Origin of the sequence: Streptomyces wuyuanensis (genome assembly GCF_900103455.1) — a bacterium.
GTDB classification, from domain to species: domain Bacteria; phylum Actinomycetota; class Actinomycetes; order Streptomycetales; family Streptomycetaceae; genus Streptomyces; species Streptomyces wuyuanensis.
In genome coordinates this window covers 264,430-286,358 of sequence record NZ_FNHI01000004.1, presented here as the reverse complement: position 1 = coordinate 286,358, position 21,929 = coordinate 264,430, and the positions used below count along the sequence as shown (strand labels likewise).

At 72.8% G+C, this 21,929-nt stretch carries 24 protein-coding genes and 1 pseudogene; 20 read left to right on the top strand and 5 right to left on the bottom strand.

Annotated features, from left to right (window positions below; all coding sequences use genetic code 11):
- Window positions 1-139 precede the first annotated feature (139 nt).
- From ybaK to BLT82_RS08495, 4 genes are all read right to left on the bottom strand, one after another.
- Window positions 140-637: a Cys-tRNA(Pro) deacylase gene (gene ybaK / locus BLT82_RS08510; RefSeq protein WP_093653247.1), complete on the bottom strand. Its 498-nt coding sequence runs from the start codon at window positions 635-637 to the stop codon at window positions 140-142.
- 51 nt (window positions 638-688) lie between these two features.
- The gene (locus BLT82_RS08505) at window positions 689-1,429 is read right to left on the bottom strand and encodes an LON peptidase substrate-binding domain-containing protein (protein WP_093653246.1); all 741 of its coding nucleotides are present in this window, start codon (window positions 1,427-1,429) and stop codon (window positions 689-691) included.
- Window positions 1,430-1,434: 5 nt separating this feature from the next.
- Window positions 1,435-2,511 carry a hypothetical protein gene (locus tag BLT82_RS08500; RefSeq protein ID WP_093653245.1) on the bottom strand — a complete coding sequence of 359 codons (1,077 nt, stop codon included), beginning with the start codon at window positions 2,509-2,511 and terminating at the stop codon, window positions 1,435-1,437.
- A 310-nt stretch (window positions 2,512-2,821) separates the two neighbouring features.
- Window positions 2,822-4,429, bottom strand: a complete 1,608-nt coding sequence (locus BLT82_RS08495; RefSeq protein ID WP_093653244.1) for an oxidoreductase — start codon at window positions 4,427-4,429, stop codon at window positions 2,822-2,824.
- Between the two features lie 248 nt (window positions 4,430-4,677).
- Between BLT82_RS08495 and hisD the strand changes: the two are divergent.
- The 9 genes and pseudogenes from hisD to BLT82_RS08455 all read left to right on the top strand — a co-directional run.
- Window positions 4,678-6,003: pseudogene (hisD, locus tag BLT82_RS08490) on the top strand (histidinol dehydrogenase); the annotation flags it as partial.
- 113 nt (window positions 6,004-6,116) lie between these two features.
- The gene (locus BLT82_RS08485; RefSeq protein WP_093653242.1) at window positions 6,117-7,286 is read left to right on the top strand and encodes a histidinol-phosphate transaminase; all 1,170 of its coding nucleotides are present in this window, start codon (window positions 6,117-6,119) and stop codon (window positions 7,284-7,286) included.
- Window positions 7,283-7,876 carry an imidazoleglycerol-phosphate dehydratase HisB gene (hisB, locus tag BLT82_RS08480; protein ID WP_023589163.1) on the top strand — a complete coding sequence of 198 codons (594 nt, stop codon included), beginning with the start codon at window positions 7,283-7,285 and terminating at the stop codon, window positions 7,874-7,876. Before BLT82_RS08485 ends, hisB begins: the two co-directional genes overlap by 4 nt.
- Before the next feature lie 2 nt (window positions 7,877-7,878).
- Window positions 7,879-8,043: a hypothetical protein gene (locus tag BLT82_RS37080; protein ID WP_167745985.1), complete on the top strand. Its 165-nt coding sequence runs from the start codon at window positions 7,879-7,881 to the stop codon at window positions 8,041-8,043.
- On the top strand, window positions 8,040-8,681 hold the full coding sequence (hisH, locus tag BLT82_RS08475; protein ID WP_093653241.1) for an imidazole glycerol phosphate synthase subunit HisH: 642 nt from the start codon (window positions 8,040-8,042) through the stop codon (window positions 8,679-8,681). The genes BLT82_RS37080 and hisH overlap by 4 nt, the downstream gene beginning before the upstream one ends.
- Before the next feature lie 2 nt (window positions 8,682-8,683).
- A complete protein-coding gene (priA, locus tag BLT82_RS08470) occupies window positions 8,684-9,412 on the top strand; it encodes a bifunctional 1-(5-phosphoribosyl)-5-((5-phosphoribosylamino)methylideneamino)imidazole-4-carboxamide isomerase/phosphoribosylanthranilate isomerase PriA (RefSeq protein WP_093653240.1) in 729 nt (242 codons plus the stop codon).
- Window positions 9,409-9,807 carry a Rid family hydrolase gene (locus BLT82_RS08465; protein ID WP_093653239.1) on the top strand — a complete coding sequence of 133 codons (399 nt, stop codon included), beginning with the start codon at window positions 9,409-9,411 and terminating at the stop codon, window positions 9,805-9,807. Before priA ends, BLT82_RS08465 begins: the two co-directional genes overlap by 4 nt.
- The gene (gene hisF, locus BLT82_RS08460) at window positions 9,804-10,574 is read left to right on the top strand and encodes an imidazole glycerol phosphate synthase subunit HisF (RefSeq protein WP_093653238.1); all 771 of its coding nucleotides are present in this window, start codon (window positions 9,804-9,806) and stop codon (window positions 10,572-10,574) included. Before BLT82_RS08465 ends, hisF begins: the two co-directional genes overlap by 4 nt.
- 97 nt (window positions 10,575-10,671) lie before the next feature.
- Window positions 10,672-11,880, top strand: coding sequence for a serine hydrolase domain-containing protein (locus BLT82_RS08455; RefSeq protein ID WP_244291885.1), 1,209 nt, complete (start codon window positions 10,672-10,674; stop codon window positions 11,878-11,880).
- A gap of 79 nt (window positions 11,881-11,959) precedes the next feature.
- Here BLT82_RS08455 and BLT82_RS08450 read toward each other — a convergent pair whose 3' ends face one another.
- Window positions 11,960-12,592 (bottom strand): TIGR03085 family metal-binding protein, encoded by a 633-nt coding sequence (locus BLT82_RS08450; RefSeq protein ID WP_093653236.1) that lies wholly within the window; start codon window positions 12,590-12,592, stop codon window positions 11,960-11,962.
- An 84-nt stretch (window positions 12,593-12,676) separates the two neighbouring features.
- On the opposite strand from BLT82_RS08450, the gene hisI reads away from it, so the two are divergent.
- From hisI to lgt, 11 genes are all read left to right on the top strand, one after another.
- Window positions 12,677-13,036, top strand: a complete 360-nt coding sequence (hisI, locus tag BLT82_RS08445; RefSeq protein ID WP_093653235.1) for a phosphoribosyl-AMP cyclohydrolase — start codon at window positions 12,677-12,679, stop codon at window positions 13,034-13,036.
- Window positions 13,037-13,047: 11 nt separating this feature from the next.
- Window positions 13,048-14,598 (top strand): anthranilate synthase component I, encoded by a 1,551-nt coding sequence (locus tag BLT82_RS08440; RefSeq protein WP_093653234.1) that lies wholly within the window; start codon window positions 13,048-13,050, stop codon window positions 14,596-14,598.
- Between the two features lie 8 nt (window positions 14,599-14,606).
- Window positions 14,607-15,263 (top strand): TIGR02234 family membrane protein, encoded by a 657-nt coding sequence (locus BLT82_RS08435; RefSeq protein ID WP_093653357.1) that lies wholly within the window; start codon window positions 14,607-14,609, stop codon window positions 15,261-15,263.
- Between the two features lie 116 nt (window positions 15,264-15,379).
- Window positions 15,380-15,640 (top strand): HGxxPAAW family protein, encoded by a 261-nt coding sequence (locus tag BLT82_RS08430; protein ID WP_093653233.1) that lies wholly within the window; start codon window positions 15,380-15,382, stop codon window positions 15,638-15,640.
- An 86-nt stretch (window positions 15,641-15,726) separates the two neighbouring features.
- Entirely contained in the window at window positions 15,727-16,260 is a 534-nt protein-coding gene (locus tag BLT82_RS08425) for a DUF2752 domain-containing protein (RefSeq protein WP_093653232.1), read from the top strand.
- A gap of 126 nt (window positions 16,261-16,386) precedes the next feature.
- Window positions 16,387-17,196, top strand: coding sequence for an indole-3-glycerol phosphate synthase TrpC (gene trpC / locus BLT82_RS08420; RefSeq protein WP_093653231.1), 810 nt, complete (start codon window positions 16,387-16,389; stop codon window positions 17,194-17,196).
- A gap of 291 nt (window positions 17,197-17,487) precedes the next feature.
- Entirely contained in the window at window positions 17,488-17,625 is a 138-nt protein-coding gene (trpM, locus tag BLT82_RS38790) for a tryptophan biosynthesis modulator TrpM (RefSeq protein ID WP_107490236.1), read from the top strand.
- 69 nt (window positions 17,626-17,694) lie between these two features.
- Window positions 17,695-18,999 carry a tryptophan synthase subunit beta gene (gene trpB, locus BLT82_RS08415; protein ID WP_093653230.1) on the top strand — a complete coding sequence of 435 codons (1,305 nt, stop codon included), beginning with the start codon at window positions 17,695-17,697 and terminating at the stop codon, window positions 18,997-18,999.
- Window positions 18,996-19,808 (top strand): tryptophan synthase subunit alpha, encoded by an 813-nt coding sequence (gene trpA / locus BLT82_RS08410; RefSeq protein ID WP_093653229.1) that lies wholly within the window; start codon window positions 18,996-18,998, stop codon window positions 19,806-19,808. The genes trpB and trpA overlap by 4 nt, the downstream gene beginning before the upstream one ends.
- A gap of 116 nt (window positions 19,809-19,924) precedes the next feature.
- Complete coding sequence (locus BLT82_RS08405) at window positions 19,925-20,752, top strand: DsbA family protein (RefSeq protein WP_208867776.1); 828 nt, start codon at window positions 19,925-19,927, stop codon at window positions 20,750-20,752.
- 206 nt (window positions 20,753-20,958) lie between these two features.
- The gene (gene lgt / locus BLT82_RS08400; protein WP_093653227.1) at window positions 20,959-21,879 is read left to right on the top strand and encodes a prolipoprotein diacylglyceryl transferase; all 921 of its coding nucleotides are present in this window, start codon (window positions 20,959-20,961) and stop codon (window positions 21,877-21,879) included.
- The last annotated feature ends 50 nt before the right edge of the window (window positions 21,880-21,929 follow it).

Below are 21,929 nucleotides of genomic sequence, written 5' to 3'. Positions count from 1 at the left end.
CTTCTTCAGCCGCCACTTGCGCTTGCGGGTGCGTTTGGACACGGAGGACCCCCTCGGCTCGGCATGTCCTTCGGTCGTAGCCGAGCGCGGGCGCGCCGTCGAGGGGGTGTGCGGGCCGCAGCAGGCGTACGCGGTGGTCTCAGGTGCGCCCGATCGGCGCCAGGACGGCGTCCGTCAGCGAGGCCAGGTCCGCCGGTGCCAGCTCCACCTCGAGTCCGCGCCGGCCGGCCGAGACGCAGATCGTCGGGTACGCGGAGGCCGAGGAGTCCAGCACCGTACGCAGACGCTTGCGCTGGCCCAGCGGGGAGATGCCGCCGCGGACGTAGCCCGTGGTGCGCTCCGCCGCCGCCGGATCGGCCATGGCCGCACGCTTGCCGCCGACCGCCGTGGCCAGTGCCTTCAGGTCCAGTTGCCCCGCCACGGGCACGACGGCGACCGTCAGCTCGCCGTCCACGTCGGCGACGAGCGTCTTGAAGACCCGCTCGGGCGTCACGCCCAGCGCCTGCGCCGCCTCCTCCCCGTACGACGGCGACGCCGGGTCGTGCTCGTACGCGTGCACGGTGAACGCCGTCCCCGCGGCCGTCAGCGCCACCGTCGCCGGCGTGCCGCCCTGCTGCTTCCTGGCCTTCTTCGCCAAGGTCCTTCTCCCTCGCCACGATCGGTCCTGCTCGGTTCTGTCCGGCCGGGCTCAGTTCGGGCTCGTCGGCGAGCGCGTCAGATCGACCGCGGGCAGCGACGGCAGGTGGCGTATGACCGCGGTCTCGGACCGCAGCAGCTTCAGTTCCTCGCGCAGCCGCGTCGCCGTGTCCGGCGCCTGCAGCAACTTCTGCTTCGACGGCGTGTCGAGCACGGCCGCCGCGGCGACCAGGTACGAGACCACCGACGGCTCGTCCGGAAGCTCCGAGCCCGTCGACAGCGAGCGCTCCCGGGCCCCGGCCAGCCGCTTCTGGTAGTTGCGGAAAGCCCGCAGCACGCCCTCGGCAAGCGTGCCCGCGCCCTCGCCCGACTCCTCCGGGATCTCCTCGAGTTCGGCCGTCAGGAACGGGCCGCTCGCGTCGACCGAGAGCAGCTTGACCCGGGTGGTCCCGGTGGCCAGCACCTCGAAGCTGCCGTCGGCGCGCTCCCGGATCGTCGCGGCGTCCGCGATGCAGCCGACTCGGTGGAACGCCTGGATCGGATCCGGGCCGAAGCCCGCGGCCGGACCCTTCTCGGGCCGGGCGGTCTGATCGGGCATCCCGGGCGCGGACGGCGCGACCTCGCGGCCGTCGCGGATGGCGACCACGGCGAAGCGGCGGGGATCGGACTCGTCCGTCTTCAACAGCTCGCGCATCATGGCGCGATAGCGCTCCTCGAAGACGTTCAGCGGCAGCACGAGGCCGGGGAAAAGCACCGCGTTGAGCGGGAAGAGAGGCAGGCGAGCGGTGGTCACAGCGGTCAAGCGTAGTGGTCGCCGGGCACGGCGTGTCCGGCCGCCCGTCCCTGGCCGGCAACTGCCCTGCCCGTGGAGCGCGTCCGGCGCCCCCCGCGGATCGGCGTCGCGGACGCCACCTCGATGCGGACCCCGTCCCGTGCCTCCAGGAACTGGCCCAGCGGATCGTCCGACACCCGGTTCCACGGGAACGACGTGGCGTACGGACCGATCGCGTGGAACTGGTCCAGTGCCTCGTCCCACCGGCCCCGTGCGATCAGTACGTACACCAGGAGATTGCGGACCTCGGCGGGCCAGGGGTCGCCGCTGCGGTACCGGGCGGACAGCTGCGCCGCCCGGTCGGCGGCGGCGTCGATCCGGTCCGCCTGCACGGCGGTGACGGCGCCCGCGAGCAGCAGCGTCAGCGCGGCGCGCACCGGCAGGGCCTGCACCAGCGAGCCGGGCAGCGAGTCCTCCGCCGCCCGCTCGGCGAAGTCGAAGCACTCCCGGTGCGAGCCGTGCCAGACCGCCGAGAGGTACTGGAGGGCGGCGACGTGGCAGCCGTAGTGGTGCGAGGAGCGGCGGACCGCCTGCTCCCACAGCGCCTCGAAGGCGGTGTGCGTGGCGTGCGTGCCGCGCGCGTGGTCGAGGGCCAGCCGCCAGGGCACGGGGTCGCGGGGATCGGCCTCCGCCGCGGCGTGGATCAGCGGGCCGACCTCGCGCAGCCGCTCCACGCTCGCGGGCGACTCCCACGCCCTGCGGACCTCGAGTTCGGCCTTCACGAGCAGGGCGTCGGGGTCGCGCGGGGAGGCGGCGAGCCAGCCGGCGAGCCAGTCGGGCCTGCTGTAGGCGAACGCCGCGAGCCGCATGACGTAGCGGTCGCGGTTCTCCCACTCGGCCGCGCCCCGCGTGGTGGCCAGCAGCTTGGCGGCCGGTTCGTGATCGCCGACCGCGGCGGCCACGAGCGCGGGCCCGAGTTCCCCGTCCGGGGCGTCGAGCAGTACCGCATCGTCCGGGGCCAGTCCGTCGGCGAGCCGCGGGGTGTGCCGGACCATGCGGGCGGTGCTGATCAGGGCGCGCAGCAGAGACATGGTGCGGACCATTGAAAGCCGCAGGTCGGGGCCGCGCCAGAGGGCATCTGTGAAGTTTTGGTAGCAGGTGGAATGGTTGTCCTGGCTCAGGTCAAGAAAACGCAAAGGAGCGCGCATTCGCGGCGCACCGGGGGCGCTCGGCGCGCCCCTCGGGAACGCCCCCGCAAGCCCCCTCGCCCGCGTACGGGGGCACCGGCCCCACGCAGGCCCGGACGCGCCGGCCCGGAACGCGCCCCGGCCCAGCACGCCCCGCCAGCCCCACCCGGGACGCCCCGCCCGGCGACCCGGCACGCGCGGCCCCCGGAACGCGCCGCCACCGCCCTCAGCTGCGTCTCAGCAGCCGGGACGCGCCCGCCGCCACCGTCGTCGCGAGTATCCAGCCGAGCAGCACCAGCGCCGCGGCGACCCATTGCCAGTGGCCTTCCAGCCGCCAGTAGCCGTCCTGGCCGAGGTTGATCACCGGCAGGAGCAGGTCGAGAGCGTAGAGCGAAGGGTTCCACTCCGGATGTTCGTTCGGCTTCATCGCATCGGGCGCGTAGCGGGAGAACGCCACCGCGCCGGCCGCCCAGAGCACCGCCATCCACAGCGCGGCCCGGCCCGGGCGGTAGCCGTACGCCACCGTCCAGTCCTGGACGTAGCCCCAGAGCTTCGCGGCGAGCGGCAGGGTCTCGCGCCGGCGGCGCTGCTTGGCGAGGAGCACCTCGCGGGCGTCCGCGTCCTCCCCGCTGTTGCGCAGCACGGTGGCCAGCCGCTCGTACGGCTCCGGCTGGTACTCGGGGGTGGCCGCGGCGACCCACTCCAGCCGCCGCGAGAGCGGGAAGCGGCTGTAGGGCACGAGGTTCTCGTAGGCGAACCCGCCCATCGCCAGCCCGCCCGGGCCGGGCCAGCTCGTGGAGAGGTCGATGAGCGTGACGACCTTCGCGCCGTTCAGCACCACGCGTCCCTGCTCCGGCCGCTCCCCGTTGAAGCGCAGTTCCGGAGTGACGATCCGGCGCAGCGACAGCTCCTCCCGGCGCGCCCCGGACAGCACGAACCGGGCGTGGTGGAGGTCGACGGCGTCACCGAAGCGCCCGTCGTCCAGCCGCACCCCGCCATGGCACTCGAAACGCTGTTCCCGCGCGCCGGCCCCGTGCCCCGGGGCGTCGAAGGAGAGCCCGAACGGGGGCGTGGCGCCCTGGTCGCCGGCGGAGTCCACCCACGCCCTGGTCAGATACAGCGTGCGCTCCACCGTCAGCTGGGGGGCGTTCAGCGCGCGCCGGCCCTCGACCGCCCGCAGCCGGCTGCCGCGCAGGCTCAGCGACACGCCGACCTTCGCGCCGCGCAGACTGACCTCCCCGTAGGTCTCGATCAGCTCGGCCTGCAGATCCTGCGCCACGGACAGACCGTCCGCGGTGATGGCCCGGCCGCGCCGGTCCGGCCGCACCCGGATCTGGTTGATCAGCAGGTCCGTGCCTATCTGGGCGTCCGTGAGCCGTATCCCGTGCTCGATGCGGCAGCGCGGCAGATGCAGATCGCCCTCGGTGTGGAGCCGGGCCGCCTCCAGCCTCGGTATCGCGCACCCCACCAGCCGCAGCGTGGTGAACCGCGACTCCGGCAGCGTCAGCTCGCTCTCGAAGCGGCACCCGGTCAGCTCGACGTACGGGCCGATCGTGCCGCCGGCGAGCGTGAGCTTCCCCGTCACGTAGGCACCCAGCAGCTTCAGCGCACAGACCCGCCCCGGACGCGCCGGCGGGCCGCTGAGCAGCAGCAGTGCGATCACATCGGCGCGCACGCTCCGCCCGGGACCCCACTCCAGCTCGGAGAAGGGATCGTTCAGCAGCGGATTGCCGTCGCGAAGATCGCACGTCATTCCGTACTCGAACGAGGTCCACATGGTTCGTTCCGCCGTGGTGAGATCGTTGGGCATGTCGACGCCCTGCGGCTCGGTCAATGCCGCTCCCTCGCTTTCCCCCGGTCCGCCTACCCGGTCTCGTACTGCCGTTCTTCCCGCTGGGTAACGGAACGAACACGAGTGGTCATGGCGGATGTTCGTGCCGCGAGGGGCGGACCGGCCGCCCGGGAACCCGGAGCCGGACGGGGAGAACGCGGCTCGCGTGCGGTGACCGAGTGGCGGGTGGGTGTGTATCAGCCAGTGATACGGAAGACCGGTACGCGGATCGCGTCTGAGAGAATTGTTCCGTGATCTCTCGTATCGACCTCCGCGGCGACGCCCTCCCCGAGGGCTCCGCGCTGCGAGACCTGCTGCCCCGTGCCGAGTTCGACGTGGAAGCCGCCCTGGAGAAGGTGCGGCCCATCTGCGAGGACGTGCATCATCGCGGGACTGCGGCGCTGATCGAGTACGCGGAGAGGTTCGACGGCGTCACCCTGGACCGGGTGCGGGTGCCCGAGAAGGCCCTCGTCGAGGCACTCGAGCAGCTCGACCCCCAGGTCAGGGCCGCTTTGGAGGAGTCCGTCCGCCGGGCCAGGACGGTCCACCGCGCCCAGCGCCGCGACGCGCACACGACCCAGGTCGTGCCCGGCGGCACCGTGACCGAGAAGTGGGTTCCGGTCGAGCGTGTCGGGCTGTACGCGCCCGGCGGCCGCTCGGTCTACCCCTCATCCGTGATCATGAACGCGGTGCCCGCGCAGGAGGCCGGCGTCGAGTCCATCGCGCTCGCCTCCCCGCCGCAGAAGGAGTTCGGCGGACTGCCGCACCCGACGATCCTCGCCGCCTGCGCGCTGCTCGGCGTCGACGAGGTGTACGCGGTGGGCGGCGCCCAGGCCGTCGCGATGTTCGCGTACGGCACCTCGGGACCCGACGGATGTGCGCCCGCGAACATGGTGACCGGCCCCGGCAACGTCTGGGTCGCCGCCGCCAAGCGCTACTTCACCGGCCGCATCGGCATCGACACGGAGGCCGGCCCGACCGAGATCGCGGTCCTCGCCGACGCCACCGCCGACCCGGCGCACGTCGCCGCCGACCTGATCAGCCAGGCGGAGCACGACCCGCTGGCGGCCGCCGTGCTGGTCACCGACTCGCCCGAGCTCGCGGACGCGGTCGAGCGGGAGCTGGAGCCTCAGATCGCCGCGACCAAGCACGTCGACGACCGCATCGTCCCGGCCCTGTCCGGGAAGCAGTCCGCGATCGTCCTCGTCGACGGCATCGAGGAGGGCCTGCGCGTCGTCGACGCGTACGGCGCCGAGCACCTGGAGATCCAGACCGCCGACGCGCCCGCCGTGGCCGACCGGGTGCGCAACGCGGGCGCGATCTTCGTCGGCCCCTGGGCGCCGGTCTCCCTCGGCGACTACTGCGCCGGGTCCAACCACGTGCTGCCGACCGGCGGCTGCGCGTGCCACTCCTCAGGCCTGTCCGTCCAGTCCTTCCTGCGCGGCATCCACATCGTCGACTACACGCGCGAGGCGCTCGCCGACGTCGCCCACCACGTGGTGACCCTCGCGAACGCGGAGGACCTCCCGGCCCACGGCGCCGCCGTGAAGGCTCGTTTTGCCGGAGGCGAACCGGACAGGCAAGTTGCCGGAGGCGAACCGGACAAGCACGTTGCCGGAGGCGAACCGGACAGGCACGTTGCCGGAGGCGAACCGGACAAGCACAGTGACTGGAAGGTGCCCCCGAGCAAGTGAGCACGACCGACATCGGCATCGACGACCTGCCCATCCGCGAAGAGCTGCGCGGCAAGTCGCCGTACGGCGCGCCGCAGCTCGACGTGCCCGTGCAGCTGAACACCAACGAGAACCCGTACCCGCTTCCCGAGGCGCTCGTCGAGAGGATCGCCGAGCGGGTGCGCGAGGCCGCGCGCGGCCTCAACCGCTATCCCGACCGGGACGCGGTCGAGCTGCGCACCGAACTCGCCCGGTACCTCACCCGCACCGGAAAGCACCCGGTCGCCCTGGAGAACGTGTGGGCGGCCAACGGCTCCAACGAGGTCATCCAGCAGCTGCTGCAGACCTTCGGCGGACCCGGGCGCACCGCCATCGGCTTCGAGCCGTCGTACTCGATGCACGCGCTGATCGCGCGCGGCACCGGCACCGGCTGGATCTCCGGCCCGCGCAACGACGACTTCACCATCGACGAGCAGGCGGCGGCCGACGCGATCGCCGAGCACCGGCCCGACGTGGTCTTCATCACCTCGCCCAACAACCCCACCGGCACGGCCGTCGCACCGGAGACGGTCCTCGCGCTGTACGAGGCCGCCCAGAAGGCCAGGGCGGACGGGGCGGGGGCGCTCGTCGTCGTCGACGAGGCGTACGTCGAGTTCAGCCACCGGCCCTCCCTGCTCCCGCTGCTCGAAGGCCGGCCGAACCTCGTCGTCTCGCGCACCATGTCCAAGGCGTTCGGCGCCGCCGGACTGCGCCTCGGCTATCTCGCCGCGCACCGCGCGGTGGTCGACGCACTGCAGCTGGTCCGGCTCCCGTACCACCTCTCGGCCGTCACCCAGGCCACGGCGCTGGCCGCCCTGGAGCACACCGATACGCTGCTGAAGTACGTCGAACAGCTCAAGCAGGAGCGGGACCGGCTGGTCGACGAGCTGCGCGCCATCGGTTTCGAGGTGACCGACTCCGACGCCAACTTCGTCCAGTTCGGACGGTTCGACGGCGAGGGCGGCGCCCATGCCGCGTGGCAGAAGATCCTCGACCGGGGAGTCCTGGTCCGCGACAACGGCGTACCGGGCCGGCTGCGGGTGACCGCCGGCACCCCCGAAGAGAACGACGCGTTCCTCGCCGCGGTACGCGCACTGAAGAGTTCCGTGGGGGACACCCCCACACCCCCGAAGGAGCAGAAGCGATGAGCCGCGTAGGACGCGTCGAGCGCACCACCAAGGAGACGTCCGTCGTCGTCGAGATCGACCTCGACGGCACCGGGAAGGTCGATGTGTCGACCGGGGTCGGCTTCTACGACCACATGCTCGACCAGCTCGGCCGCCACGGTCTGTTCGACCTCACCGTCAAGACCGACGGCGATCTGCACATCGACAGCCACCACACCATCGAGGACACCGCCCTCGCGCTGGGTGCCGCCTTCAAGCAGGCCCTCGGCGACAAGGTCGGCATCTACCGCTTCGGCAACTGCACGGTGCCGCTGGACGAGTCGCTGGCCCAGGTGACCGTCGACCTCTCCGGCCGCCCGTACCTCGTGCACACCGAGCCGGAGAACATGGCGCCGATGATCGGTGCGTACGACACCACGATGACGCGGCACATCCTGGAGTCCTTCGTGGCCCAGGCGCAGATCGCGCTGCACGTCCACGTGCCGTACGGACGCAATGCCCACCACATCGTGGAGTGCCAGTTCAAGGCGCTGGCGCGGGCGCTGCGCTACGCCTCGGAGCGCGACCCGCGCGCTGCCGGAATCCTGCCGTCCACGAAGGGTGCCCTCTAGCCGTGAACGGTCTCTCCACGGTTCTGATCGTCGTCGGGCTCTTCCTGATCGGCGGCATCATCTCCTTCGCCAAGCAGCAGATGCCCAAGGGCCTGATCGCTCTGCTGGCCGCCGGTGCGGTGATGTGCCTCGCCGCCGGCGTGCTGCGACTGGACGTATGGTCATGAGCGAACGGAAGAACGTCGTCGTCTTCGACTACGGCTTCGGCAACGTCCGCTCGGCCGAGCGCGCCCTCGCCCGCGTCGGCGCGGACGTCGAGATCACCCGCGACTTCGACAAGGCCATGAACGCCGACGGGCTGCTCGTCCCCGGCGTCGGCGCCTTCTCCGCCTGTATGACGGGGCTGCGGCAGGCCCGCGGCCACTGGGTCGTCGACCGCAGGCTCTCCGGCGGACGGCCCGTCATGGGCATCTGCGTCGGCATGCAGATCCTCTTCGAGCGCGGTATCGAGCACGGCGTCGAGACCGAGGGCCTCGACGAGTGGCCCGGCGTCGTCGGCCCGCTGAAGGCCCCGGTCGTGCCGCACATGGGCTGGAACACGGTCGAGGCCCCCGAGGACTCGGAGATGTTCGCCGGCCTCGACGCCGAGGCCCGCTTCTACTTCGTGCACTCCTACGCCGTGCGCGAGTGGGACTTCGAGGTGACCAGCGCGGCCATGGCCGTCCCGAAGGTCACCTGGGCGACCCACGGCGAGCCCTTCGTCGCCGCCGTCGAGAACGGTGCGCTGTGGGCCACCCAGTTCCACCCCGAGAAGTCCGGCGACGCCGGCGCCCAGCTGCTCACCAACTGGATCGAGACCCTCTGATCATGTCTCAGAAGCTTGAACTCCTCCCCGCCGTCGACGTCCGCAACGGCCAGGCCGTCCGCCTCGTCCACGGCGAGTCCGGTACGGAGACCTCCTACGGGTCCCCGCTGGAGGCCGCCCTCACCTGGCAGCGAGCGGGCGCCGAGTGGCTGCATCTGGTCGACCTGGACGCGGCCTTCGGCACCGGCGACAACCGGGAGCTGATCGCCGAGGTGGCCGGGGCCATGGACCTCAAGGTCGAGCTGTCCGGCGGCATCCGCGACGACGCGTCGCTCGCCGCGGCCCTCGCCACCGGCTGCACCCGGGTCAACCTCGGCACCGCAGCCCTGGAGACGCCCGAGTGGGTCGCCAAGGTCATCGCGGAGTACGGCGACAAGATCGCGGTCGGCCTGGACGTGCGGGGCACGACCCTGCGCGGCCGCGGCTGGACCCGCGACGGCGGCGACCTCTACGAGACCCTGGCCCGGCTCGACTCCGAGGGCTGCGCGCGGTACGTCGTGACCGACATCGCCAAGGACGGCACGCTCCAGGGCCCCAACCTGGAGCTGCTGCGCAACGTCTGCGCCGCCACCGACAAGCCGGTCGTCGCCTCCGGCGGCGTCTCCTCGCTCGGAGACCTGCGCGCGCTCGCGGGCCTCGTCCCGATCGGCGTGGAGGGCGCGATCGTCGGCAAGGCGCTGTACGCCGAGGCGTTCACCCTGGAAGAGGCTCTGGAGGCGGTGTCCCGGTGAGCAGCGACATCCGACGCGTCGGTTCGGCCGGCCCCTGGGAGGACGCCTTCGGGTACTCCCGTGCGGTCGAGCTTCCCAACGGCCTGGTGCTGGTGTCGGGCTGCACGTCGGTCGTCGACGGCGCGGTCGTCGACGGCGGTCCGTACGACCAGGCCGTGAACGCCTTCAACGCGGCGCTGGCCGCGCTGAAGGAGCTCGGGCTGGGCGGTGAGCACGTCGTGCGCACCCGGATGTACCTCACGCACGCCCGGGACGTCGACGAGGTCGGCCGGGCGCACAAGGAGCTGTTCGGGTCCGTTCGCCCCGCCGCGTCGATGCTCATCGTCTCCGGTTTCGTCGACCCGCGGCTGGTCGTCGAGGTCGAGGTCGAGGCGTACCGGGGAGAGACCTCATGACCCTCGCCGTACGTGTCATCCCCTGCCTCGACGTGGACAACGGCCGGGTCGTCAAGGGCGTCAACTTCCAGAACCTGCGCGATGCGGGCGACCCCGTCGAGATGGCGAAGCTGTACGACGCGGAGGGGGCCGACGAGCTGACCTTCCTCGACATCACGGCCTCGTCCGGCAACCGCGAGACCACGTACGACGTCGTGCGCCGCACCGCCGAGCAGGTCTTCATCCCGCTCACGGTCGGCGGCGGGGTCCGCTCCGCGGACGACGTCGACAAGCTGCTGCGGGCCGGTGCCGACAAGGTCGGCGTCAACACCGCGGCCATCGCCCGGCCCGAGCTGATCCGCGAGATCGCCGAGCGCTTCGGCCGCCAGGTGCTGGTGCTGTCCGTCGACGCGCGGCGCACCCCGGAGGGCACCGTCACGCCGTCCGGATACGAGGTGACCACCCACGGCGGTCGCCGCGGCACCGGCATCGACGCCGTCGAGTGGGCCCACCGCGCGGCCGAGCTGGGCGCGGGGGAGATCCTGCTCAACTCGATGGACGCGGACGGCACCAAGGACGGCTACGACACCAGGATGATCGAGGCCGTCCGCAAGCACGTCACGGTCCCGGTGATCGCCTCCGGCGGCGCGGGCAGGCTGGGCGACTTCGCCCCCGCCATCGCGGCCGGGGCGGACGCGGTGCTCGCGGCGTCCGTCTTCCACTTCGGCGATCTGCGCATCTCCCAGGTCAAGCAGTCGCTGCGCGAGGCGGGGCACCCCGTCCGCTGACCTCCTCGGTCCCACCCTTCGGGCAGCTTGTCCGAAGGGTGGTCGGGGCTTCCCGTTCCGCCGGGCGGTGCGACTGGTGTGCGCGCATAGTGCGGTTATGAGGCCGTCCCGTCCGGTGATGCTGCTTCTCGCGGCGACACTCGTCGCCGCGAGCCCCGCGACCGCCGCCGTCCCCGAACGGGCCGCCGGCCCCGGCCGGCCGTGCGTCGGTTCGCCGCCACCCAGGGGCGGGGAGGCGCGGGAGGCGCTGGACATCGCCCAGCGGGTCAAGTCCGAGCAGCACCTGAACTCCGTGCTGGTGCGCGTCACCAAGGACGGCGAGGAGGTCCTCACGGCCGGCCTCGGCCAGTCGATGACCGGCGTTCCCGCCCGGCCCGGCATGCACTTCCGCGCGGGCTCCGTCGCCATCGTCCACATGGGCATCGTCCTGCTGCAGCTGGTGGACGAGAAGAAGGCACGGCTCGACGACCCCCTGTCCCGCTGGCTGCCCGACGCCCCGCACGCCGACGAGATCACCCTGCGCATGCTGGGCAGTTCGACCTCGGGCCTGCACGACTACGTCACCGACCCGAAGTTCCTCGCCGCCCTGGAGGCGGCCCCGTTCCGGCACTGGACGCCCGAGGAACTGGTCGCGTACCCGGCCGCCCATCCCCTCTGGTACGAGCCCGGCACCGGCTGGAGCTATTCGCACGCCAACTTCGTGCTGCTCGGCGCCGCCCTGGAGAAGATCAGCGGCACGCCGCTGGACGAACTGCTGCAGCAGCGCGTCATGGGCCCGCTCGGGCTCGCCGACACCCGCAACGGCTTCACCCCCGAGATCCAGCCGCCGGTGCTGCACGCCTTCACCAGGGAGCGCGGTCCCTACGAGGAGTCCACCTTCTGGAACCCCTCCTGGACCACGGCACCCGGCGCAGTGATCACCACCCACATCTGCGACCTGGCCCGCTCGGCGGAGGCGGTAGGCACGGGCGAGCTGCTGTCGCCCGCGGCGTTCAGGACCCAGCTCGACCCCGGCACGGTCGGGCTCGGCGGCGGCACGAAGACCTGTCCCGCCACGGTCTGCCCGAAGAACACCGCGGCCCGGCACTTCGGGCTCGGGGTGCTGGTCATGAACGGGTGGATCCTGACGAACCCGTCGTTCTCCGGGTACGCGGCCGTCCAGGCGTACCTCCCCGCCGAACGCCTCGCGATCGCCGTCGCGACGACCAAGGGCAAGGACACCCCGGACGGCAACACCGCGCAGACGATCATGAACGGGATCGCCGAGGCGCTCGCTCCCGGGCATCCCGCCCCCGGAGGCCGCTGACGGCGCGAGCGGCGCCCCGGGACGGCGGGCACCTCGGCCCGGCCCCGGCGGCCCGGCGGCCGGTTCGGGGCGGCCGGGATCAGCCCATGCCCAGCTGCGTCCTGCCGACCCGGTCGACCGCCTCCTTGTCGCCTTCGACCTCCACGTGCGCCGCGTCCTGCCGGCCGAAGGCGTACATCGTCAGCTCACCCGGCTCACCGGTCACCGTCACCACCGGGGCCCCGCGGTGTGCCACCGCCGTCTGCCCGTTCGGACGCCGCAGCACCAGACCCACCGGCGCCTTGCGGCCCAGCAGCCGGGCCGACCTCTCCAGCCGCGACCAGAGCGCGTCGGCGAACACCGGGTCCAGCTCCCGCGGCGTCCAGTCGGGCTGCGCCCGCCGCACGTCCTCGGCGTGGACATAGAACTCCACCGTGTTGGACGCCTCGTCCACCTGCTTGATCGAGAACGGCGACAGTCTCGGCGGACCCGTGCGGATCAGCCGGATCAGCTCGTCGTACGGCCTCTCGGCGAACTCGGCCTGCACCCGGTCCAGCCTGCTCTTCAGGGGCCCGAGCACGATCCCCGCGGCCTCGGGGCGCCGCTCGCGCACCACGACGTGGGCCGCGAGATCCCGGGTGTTCCACCCCTCGCACAGCGTCGGGGCGTCCGGGCCGGCCGCCTCCAGCAGGTCGGCGAGCAGAAGTCGTTCACGCTTCGCATGGGTCGACATGGCGGCCAGCCTACGACCGGCGCGCCGCGTCCGCCCAGTGGACGCACGCCCGTCACGGCCCCGCGGGCGCGGCACAATGGCGGCATGACCAGCACCCCCAGCGCACTCGACCCCGCCATCGCCGCCCGCCTCAAGCGCAGCGCCGACGGACTGGTCCCGGCCATCGCCCAGCAGTACGACACCGGCGAGGTCCTCATGCTCGGCTGGATGGACGACGAGGCACTGCACCGCACGCTGACCACGGGCCGCGCCACCTACTGGTCCCGCAGCCGCGGGGAGTACTGGGTCAAGGGCGACACCTCCGGGCACGTCCAGCACGTGAAGGCGGTCGCCCTCGACTGCGACGCCGACACCGTCCTCGTGAAGGTCGACCAGATCGGGGCCGCCTGTCACACCGGAGACCGCACCTGCTTCGACGCGGACGTACTCCCCCTGGGCCAGTAGGGTCGTACGCCATGGATCTCGAGACCTTCCGCAAGCTGGCGGCCGACCGCCGCGTCATCCCAGTCAGCCGGCGTCTCCTCGCGGACGGCGACACCCCGGTCGGCCTCTACCGCAAGCTCGCGGGCGAGAGGCCGGGCACCTTCCTGCTCGAGTCCGCCGACGGGGGCACCTCCCACACCGTGGGCGGTGGGGGCGGGGGCTCCTGGTCCCGCTACTCCTTCATCGGCGTACGGTCCGCAGCGACCCTCACCGTCCGCGACGGGCAGGCCCACTGGCTGGGCACCCCGCCCGTCGGCGTCCCCACGGACGGCGACCCGCTGGAGGCCCTCCGGGCGACCGTCGAGGCCCTCCACACCCCCCGGCAGGACCTCGACGAGGGCATGCCGCCCTTCACCGGCGGCATGGTCGGCTACCTCGGGTACGACATCGTCCGCCGGCTGGAGCGGATCGGCGAGCACGGCCGGGACGACCTGGGGCTCCCCGAGCTGACCATGCTGCTCACCTCGGATCTCGCCGTCCTCGACCACTGGGACGGCTCGGTGCTGCTGATCGCCAACGCGATCAACCACAACGACCTCGACACCGGTGTCGACGAGGCCCACGCTGACGCCGTCGCCCGTCTCGACGCCATGGAGGCCGACCTGGCCCGGCCGGTCGAGAGCCGGCCGCAGGCGCTGCCGCCCTCCGAGCTGCCCCCGTACACCGGGCCCATGTGGAGCGGTGCGGAGTTCCGGGCGGCCGTCGAGGACGTGAAGGAGCGCATCCGCGCGGGCGAGGCCTTCCAAGTCGTGCCGTCGCAGCGGTTCGAGACCCCGTGCGAGGCGAGCGCCCTCGACGTCTACCGGGTGCTCCGGGCCACCAATCCCAGCCCGTACATGTACCTGCTGCGCTTCCCCCACGGGGACGGCGGGTTCGACGTCGTCGGCTCCAGCCCGGAGGCGCTGGTCAAGGTCGAGGACGGGCGCGCCATGGTGCACCCCATCGCCGGCACCCGTCCGCGCGGCGCGACCCCGCAGGAGGACCAGGCGCTCGCCGACGAGCTCCTCGCCGACCCCAAGGAGCGCGCCGAGCACCTCATGCTCGTCGACCTCGGCCGCAACGACCTGGGCCGGGTCTGCGAGCCCGGCTCCGTCGAGGTCGTCGACTTCATGTCGGTCGAGCGGTACTCGCACGTCATGCACATCGTCTCGACGGTGACGGGCCGGGTCGCCGAGGGCCGCACCGCCTTCGACGTGCTCACCGCCTGCTTCCCGGCCGGCACGCTCTCCGGCGCTCCCAAGCCCCGCGCGATGCAGATCATCGAGGAGCTGGAGCCCTCGCGGCGCGGACTGTACGGCGGAGCCGTCGGATACCTCGACTTCGCCGGCGACTCCGACACCGCCATCGCGATCCGCACCGCGCTGCTCCGCGACGGCACCGCCCACGTGCAGGCCGGGGCGGGGATCGTCGCCGACTCGGATCCGTTCGCCGAGGACACCGAATGCCGCAACAAGGCGGCCGCGGTGCTGCGTGCCGTGCACACCGCGAACCGGCTGAACGCCGACGGGAGGCGTAAGGGATAGTGGGGGGCGTGACTGCTGTACCCGTACCCCACTCCAGTGGCCAGGCCGAGCGGACGGCCGGTGCCGCCGCGGCCGCCCCGGGCGGCCGGCGCAGCCTCGCGGCCGCCCTGTTCCTCGGCGCCGTCGGCGCCGCCGTGGTGCTGCTCGCGTCGGGGCAGACCTGGGCCGAGGGCACGGCCGCCGTCGGAGCCGGCAGCGTGCCGCTCCAGGCCGACGGCCGCGACGTCACCGGGCTCCCCGCGGCGCTCGCCGTCGTCGGCCTGGCCGCCCTCGTCGCCGTATTCGCCGTCCGCCGGGCGGGCCGTGTGATCGTCTCCGCCCTCCTCGCGCTGAGCGGGGCCGGCGCGGCGGCATCCGCCTTCCTCGGTGCCTCCGACAGCGCGGCACTGGACGAGAAGGCCCGGCAGACCACCGGCGACACGGCCGCGGTCATCGACGGCCTCACCCACACGGCCTGGCCGTACGTCACCGCCGTCGCCGGGCTGCTGATCCTGGCCGCCGGCCTGCTGGCCATGCGGTACGGCTCCTCCTGGCCCGCCATGTCCGCACGCTACGAGCGCGAGGGCGGCGCCCCGCGCGGGGGCCGCCCGGCGGCCGACCCGGACCGGCCCGAGGAGCTGTGGAAGGCCCTGGACCGAGGCGAGGACCCCACCGGCGAGCGGTGAGGCATTCCCATCGCGATCAGTGACGACCCCCACGTCCCGGCAGCCCCACGGGTACGGGACAATGGGACGAGAGCATCCGACCCACCCCCCAGCGCAACACCAACGAGGAGCACTTCATGGCGGGCAGCAGCCACGGACACACCCCGGCCGCCTGGACCGGCGTCACCATCTCCTTCATCGGCTTCTGCATCTCAGGAGTCTTCATGGTGGCCGCAAACCCGCTCGGGTTCTGGGCCGGCATGGGCGTGGTCGTCCTCGGAGGTGTCGTCGGAGCCGCGATGAAGGCCGCCGGCCTCGGGCAGAAGGAGTCGGCCGTGCCCGTCCCGGCCCGCACCCCGGTCGCGCAGCCGGTGGCCGCCGAGGCGACGGCCTCCTGACCGCACAGATCCCCGCGAGAGGCGCGGCCCGGCGAGCCCGGGCTGCGCCTCTGCGCACGACCGGGGACAATCGCGGGGTGGAAGCCATGCCTGCCGCCACCCCCGTACCGGGACGATCCGCCGAACCGGGACCGTCCCCCGCCGCCGCGCCGGGACCCGAGCCCGCGCCGGCACCCGCGCCCCGGCACCACGACGGGCCGCCGCCGGCACCCCCCGCGCCTCCGCCCCTGCGCCGCCGGCTCGCCGCGCCGCTGGCCACGCTGGCCGCCGTCGCCGGGGCCTTCGCCTACGTCGGTGCGGTCGACCCGAACGAGCCCGGCCACTACCCGGTCTGCCCGCTGCTGCGGTTCACCGGGATCTACTGCCCGGGCTGCGGCGGGCTGCGCAGCGCCCACGCGTTCGTCCACGGCGACCTGGGCACCGCCTTCGGCGCCAACGCCCTCGCCGTCGCCGGATACCTGGTCTTCGCGGTGGTGTGGGCCGTGTGGCTCGTGCGCGCGGTCGGGGCGAAACCGGTCCGGATCACGCTCGGGCCCGCCTGGTGGTGGGGTCTCGGCGCGCTCCTGGCCGTCTTCACCGTTGTCCGGAACCTGCCGTTCGGCTCGGGGCTCGCGCCCTGACCCGGGGAAGAAGTCCCAGGTAGTGGGACGGGCGTCAACCGGATGCGGACCCTTCGCCCGCATCCGGATACCATCGGGAATGCCGACAGTGATCCATCATCAACCTCCCGGAAGGGGGCCGCTCGCGTGAGTGTGCTCGACGAGATCATCGACGGCGTGCGCGCCGACCTCGCAGAGCGGCAGGCGCGGGTCAGCCTCGACGAGCTCAAGGAGCGTGCCGCCAAGGCGCCCCAGGCCAAGGACGGCGTCGCCGCCCTCCGCGGCGACGGCGTGAAGGTCATCTGCGAGGTGAAGCGCTCCAGCCCCTCCAAGGGCGCGCTCGCCGCGATCGCCGACCCCGCCGGTCTGGCCGCCGACTACGAGGCGGGCGGCGCGGCCGTCATCTCCGTCCTCACCGAGCAGCGCCGCTTCGGCGGCTCGCTCGAGGACCTGGAAGCCGTGCGGGCCCGGGTGGACATCCCCGTGCTCCGCAAGGACTTCATCGTCACGTCGTACCAGCTGTGGGAGGCCCGTGCCTACGGCGCCGACCTGGCCCTGCTGATCGTCGCCGCCCTCGACCAGGAGGCCCTGGTCTCCCTGATCGAGCGCGCCGAGTCGATCGGACTCACCCCGCTCGTCGAGGTCCACGACGAGGACGAGGCCGAGCGGGCCGTGGACGCCGGCGCCAAGATCATCGGTGTCAACGCGCGTGACCTCAAGACCCTCAAGGTCGACCGCTCCACCTTCGAACGCGTCGTCCCCGAGGTCCCCGCGGGAATCGTCAAGGTCGCCGAGTCCGGAATCCGAGGCCCCCACGACCTGATCGCGTACGCCAACGCCGGCGCCGACGCGGTGCTGGTCGGGGAGTCCCTGGTCACCGGCCGGGACCCGAAGGCCGCCGTGGCCGATCTGGTCGCCGCGGGCGCCCACCCGGCGCTGCGGCAGGGGAGGGACTGACCACCGGTGGCTTGTTCGGGCTCGGTTCGCCTCGGGGGCGCTTGGGTGTGCGTCGACGGTCGTTCGTGCTCGGTCCCTCGTGCCTCGGGGCCTGCGCGCGTCCTCCCTTTCGACGCCCACGCGCCCCTTCGGCTCGCTCCCGTGGCCTTCTCGGCTCGCCTCCGGGGCGCTTGGGTGTGCGTCGACGGTCGTTCGTGCTCGGTCCCTCGTGCCTCGGGGCCTGCGCGCGTCCTCCCTTTCGACGCCCACGCGCCCCTTCGGCTCACTCGCCCGCGCCCGAGCGGGGCGCGTGTGCCGCATGCCCCGCTGGCGCGCGGCTGCCGCCCGCGCGGCTGCCGCGCCCCCGCCCGGCGGGTGCACGGACGCCGGGTCAGGTACGTCATCGGGGACGAGCCCGGCCAGGTCAACGGCATGCGATGGCGTCGCTGAGCGACACGCTCAGCACCGGACGTCATCATTCATTTCTCTTCGGCTTACACGCACACGAGGAGTTCTGGCATGCCCAGTCAATACTTCGTTCCCGACCCCGAGGGTCACGTGCCGAACGCCGCCGGCTACTTCGGCGACTTCGGCGGCAAGTTCATCCCCGAGGCGCTCGTCGCCGCGGTCGACGAGGTGGCTGTCGAGTACGACAAGGCCAAGTCCGACCCGGCCTTCGCCGCAGAGCTCGACGAGCTGCTCGTCCACTACACCGGCCGTCCCAGCGCGCTGACCGAGGTGCCCCGCTTCGCCGAGCACGCGGGCGGCGCGCGGATCTTCCTCAAGCGCGAGGACCTCAACCACACCGGCTCCCACAAGATCAACAATGTGCTGGGGCAGGCCCTGCTCACCCGGCGCATGGGCAAGACCCGGGTCATCGCCGAGACCGGCGCCGGCCAGCACGGCGTGGCCACCGCCACCGCCTGCGCCCTCTTCGGCCTCGACTGCACCATCTACATGGGCGAGATCGACACCCGGCGCCAGGCGCTCAACGTCGCCCGGATGCGCATGCTCGGTGCCGAGGTCGTGCCGGTGAAGTCCGGCAGCCGCACCCTGAAGGACGCCATCAACGAGGCGTTCCGCGACTGGGTCGCCAACGTCGACCACACCCACTACCTGTTCGGCACGGTCGCGGGCCCGCACCCCTTCCCGGCGATGGTCCGCGACTTCCACCGGGTCATCGGCGTGGAGGCCCGGCGCCAGATCCTGGAGCGCACCGGCCGCCTCCCGGACGCCGCCGTGGCCTGCGTCGGCGGGGGCTCCAACGCCATCGGCCTCTTCCACGCGTTCATCCCGGACGAGGGCGTGCGCCTGGTGGGCTGCGAGCCCGCGGGCCACGGAGTCGAGACCGGCGAGCACGCGGCGACCCTGACCGCCGGCGAGCCGGGCATCCTGCACGGCTCGCGCAGCTACGTCCTCCAGGACGACGAGGGCCAGATCACCGAGCCGTACTCGATCTCGGCCGGCCTGGACTACCCCGGCATCGGCCCGGAGCACTCGTACCTCAAGGACACCGGACGCGGTGAGTACCGGGCCGTGACGGACGACGCCGCCATGCAGGCGCTGCGGCTGCTCTCCCGCACGGAGGGCATCATCCCGGCCATCGAGTCGGCGCACGCGCTGGCCGGCGCCCTCGAACTGGGCAAGGAACTCGGCAAGGACGGGCTGATCCTGGTCAATCTGTCCGGCCGGGGCGACAAGGACATGGACACGGCCGCCCGCTACTTCGGGCTGTACGACGCGGACGGCGGCGCCGGCACGGACGCCGTCGTCGAGGCGGACGCCGCCGGCGAGGTCGCGGAGATCGAGGGGGACGCCAAGTGAGCGGCAACATCCGACTGCTGAGCGACACCCTGGCGCGCGCGAGGTCCGAGGACCGGGCAGCCCTCGTCGCCTACCTCCCGGCCGGCTTCCCGACCGTCGACGGCGGCATCGAGGCGATCAAGGCCGTCTTCGACGGCGGCGCCGACGTCGTCGAGGTGGGCCTGCCGCACAGCGACCCGGTGCTGGACGGCCCCGTCATCCAGACCGCCGACGACATCGCCCTGCGCGGCGGCGTCAGGATCGCGGACGTGATGCGCACGGTCCGGGAGGCCACCCGGGCCACGGGCAAGCCGGTGCTCGTGATGACGTACTGGAACCCCATCGACCGGTACGGCATCGAGCGGTTCACCGCCGAGCTCGCCGAGGCGGGCGGCGCGGGCTGCATCCTGCCGGACCTGCCGGTCCAGGAGTCCGCGGTGTGGCGCGAGCACGCCGAGAAGCACGGGCTCGCCACGGTGTTCGTCGTCGCGCCCAGCAGCAGGGACGAGCGGCTCGCCGAGATCACGGCCGCGGGCTCGGGCTTCGTCTACGCGGCCTCGCTGATGGGCGTCACCGGCACCCGGGAGTCGGTCGGGGCCCAGGCCCAGGACCTGGTGGGGCGCACCCGTGCCACCACCGAACTGCCCGTGTGCGTCGGGCTGGGCGTCTCCAACGCCGAGCAGGCCGCCGAGGTCGCGGGCTTCGCCGACGGTGTGATCGTCGGCTCGGCGTTCGTCAAGCGGCTGCTCGACGCCGACGACCACGCCGCCGGAATCGCGGCGGTGCGGGCGCTGGCGGGCGAGCTCGCGGAGGGCGTCCGCAAGCGGTGACCGACGGGGGGCCGTCCGGTCGTGGAACGAAGGATCTGATCGGACCGGCTCACCCGTCCGGGTGGACATGGGACCGGGGAGGCGCATGCGCGCCTCCCCGGTTCGTTGCTGTGGTCGTGAGCGAGAACAACCAAGAGGGAAGGCGGGCCGCGCGCGAGCGGCTCATGCGCGAACGCGAGCAGCAGAAGGCCCGTGAGAAGCGACGGCGCCTGTTGATCGTGTCCGCCGCCGTGGTCGGCGTCCTTGGTCTGGCCGCGGTCGTCGGCGTGATCGCGGCGGGCGGCGGGGGCAAGGACGAGGGCTCGGCCGCCGACGGTCCGGTGGTGGCCCCGAGCGGCGCCCAGGGCGAGGACGCGCTCGCCCTCCCGGCGGGCGCCGACGACGCGCCGTCGACGCTCACGGTCTGGGAGGACTTCCGCTGCCCGGCCTGCGCCCAGTTCGAGAACGTGATGAGGCAGACGATCCACGACCTGACCGCCTCGGGTCAGCTCAGGGTCGAGTACCACCTCGCGACGATCATCGACGGGGGCATGGGCGGCAACGGCTCGCACCGCTCGGCGAACGCGGCCGCGTGCGCGCAGGACGCCGGGAAGTTCGTGGAGTACCACGACGTGCTCTACCAGAACCAGCCGCCGGAGACCGAGGACGCCTTCGGGGACAACAAGCGGCTCATCGAGCTGGCGGGCAAGGTCCCGGGCCTCGCCACCCCCGCGTTCACCGAGTGCGTGGAGTCCGGCAGGCACGACAGCTGGGTGGACAAGTCCGGTCAGGCCTTCGAGAAGCAGAACTTCCGGGGCACACCGACGGTGCTGCTCAACGGCGAGTCGGTGTTCCCGCAGAAGGGCAACGAGCAGATCAGCCCCGAGAACCTGCGGAAGTGGGTCGCCGAGGCCAACAAGGGCAAGAAGCCCGGCTCGGCGCAGCCGAGCCCGGCGGCTTCCTGACGGGCACGCGTTCCCGGGTGGGCGTTCCGCGGCGCGGCCGGGGGCGCCCACCCCCGCGTGTGCGCGGGGTGCCGGTCGACCGCCGCTCGGCCCGGTGGCCCGGTCGTCGTCGGTGGTGGGGGACTCGTCGTGCGGGGGCTCGTTATCCAGACGTTGCGCGGTCGCTTGCCGTGCCCCGGGCCCGGCAAGGTAGCGTCGGACCTGCCATGGACCTTGCCTACATTCCCAGCCCGTCCACGGGTGTCGTCCACCTCGGACCGCTTCCGCTGCGCGGCTACGCCTTCTGCATCATCATCGGTGTCTTCGTGGCCGTCTGGTACGGCAACAAGCGCTGGATCGCCCGCGGCGGCAAAGCCGGCACGGTGGCCGACGTCGCCGTGTGGGCCGTCCCTTTCGGCCTCGTCGGCGGCCGTCTGTACCACGTGATCACCGACTACCAGCTGTACTTCGGCGAGGGTGAGAACTGGGTCGACGCGTTCAAGATCTGGGAGGGCGGCCTCGGCATCTGGGGCGCCATCGCGTTCGGCGCGGTGGGAGCGTGGATCGCCTGCCGCCGGCGGGGCATCCCGCTGCCCGCGTACGCAGACGCCATCGCGCCCGCCATCGCCATCGCCCAGGCGATCGGCCGCTGGGGCAACTGGTTCAACCAGGAGCTGTACGGCAAGCCGACCGATCTCCCGTGGGCTCTCGAGATCAGCGAGGGAGTGAACCGGGAGGCGGGCCTCTACCACCCGACGTTCCTCTACGAGTCGCTGTGGTGCGTGGGTGTCGCGCTGCTGGTCGTCTGGGCCGACCGCCGCTTCAGGCTGGGGCACGGGCGCGCGTTCGCGCTGTACGTCGCCGCGTACTGCGCCGGCCGGGCCTGGATCGAGTACATGCGCGTCGACGAGGCGCACCACGTCCTCGGCCTGCGGCTGAACGTCTGGACCGCGATCGTGGTGTTCGCCCTTGCCGTCGTCTACATCGTGGTCTCCGCCCGGCTCCGCCCCGGCCGTGAGGAGATCGTCGAGCCCGCCGCCGTGCGGCAGGGCAACGGGGCGGGCGCCGACTCCGCCTCCGGCGCGACGTCCCTGGACAAGGACGCCGAGGGCGACCCGGCGGACTCGGGGTCCGCGAACAGAGGCTGACCGGGAGCCGAGGCTCCGCACAGGGCGTTTCCGCAGGGCCGCCCGGCCGT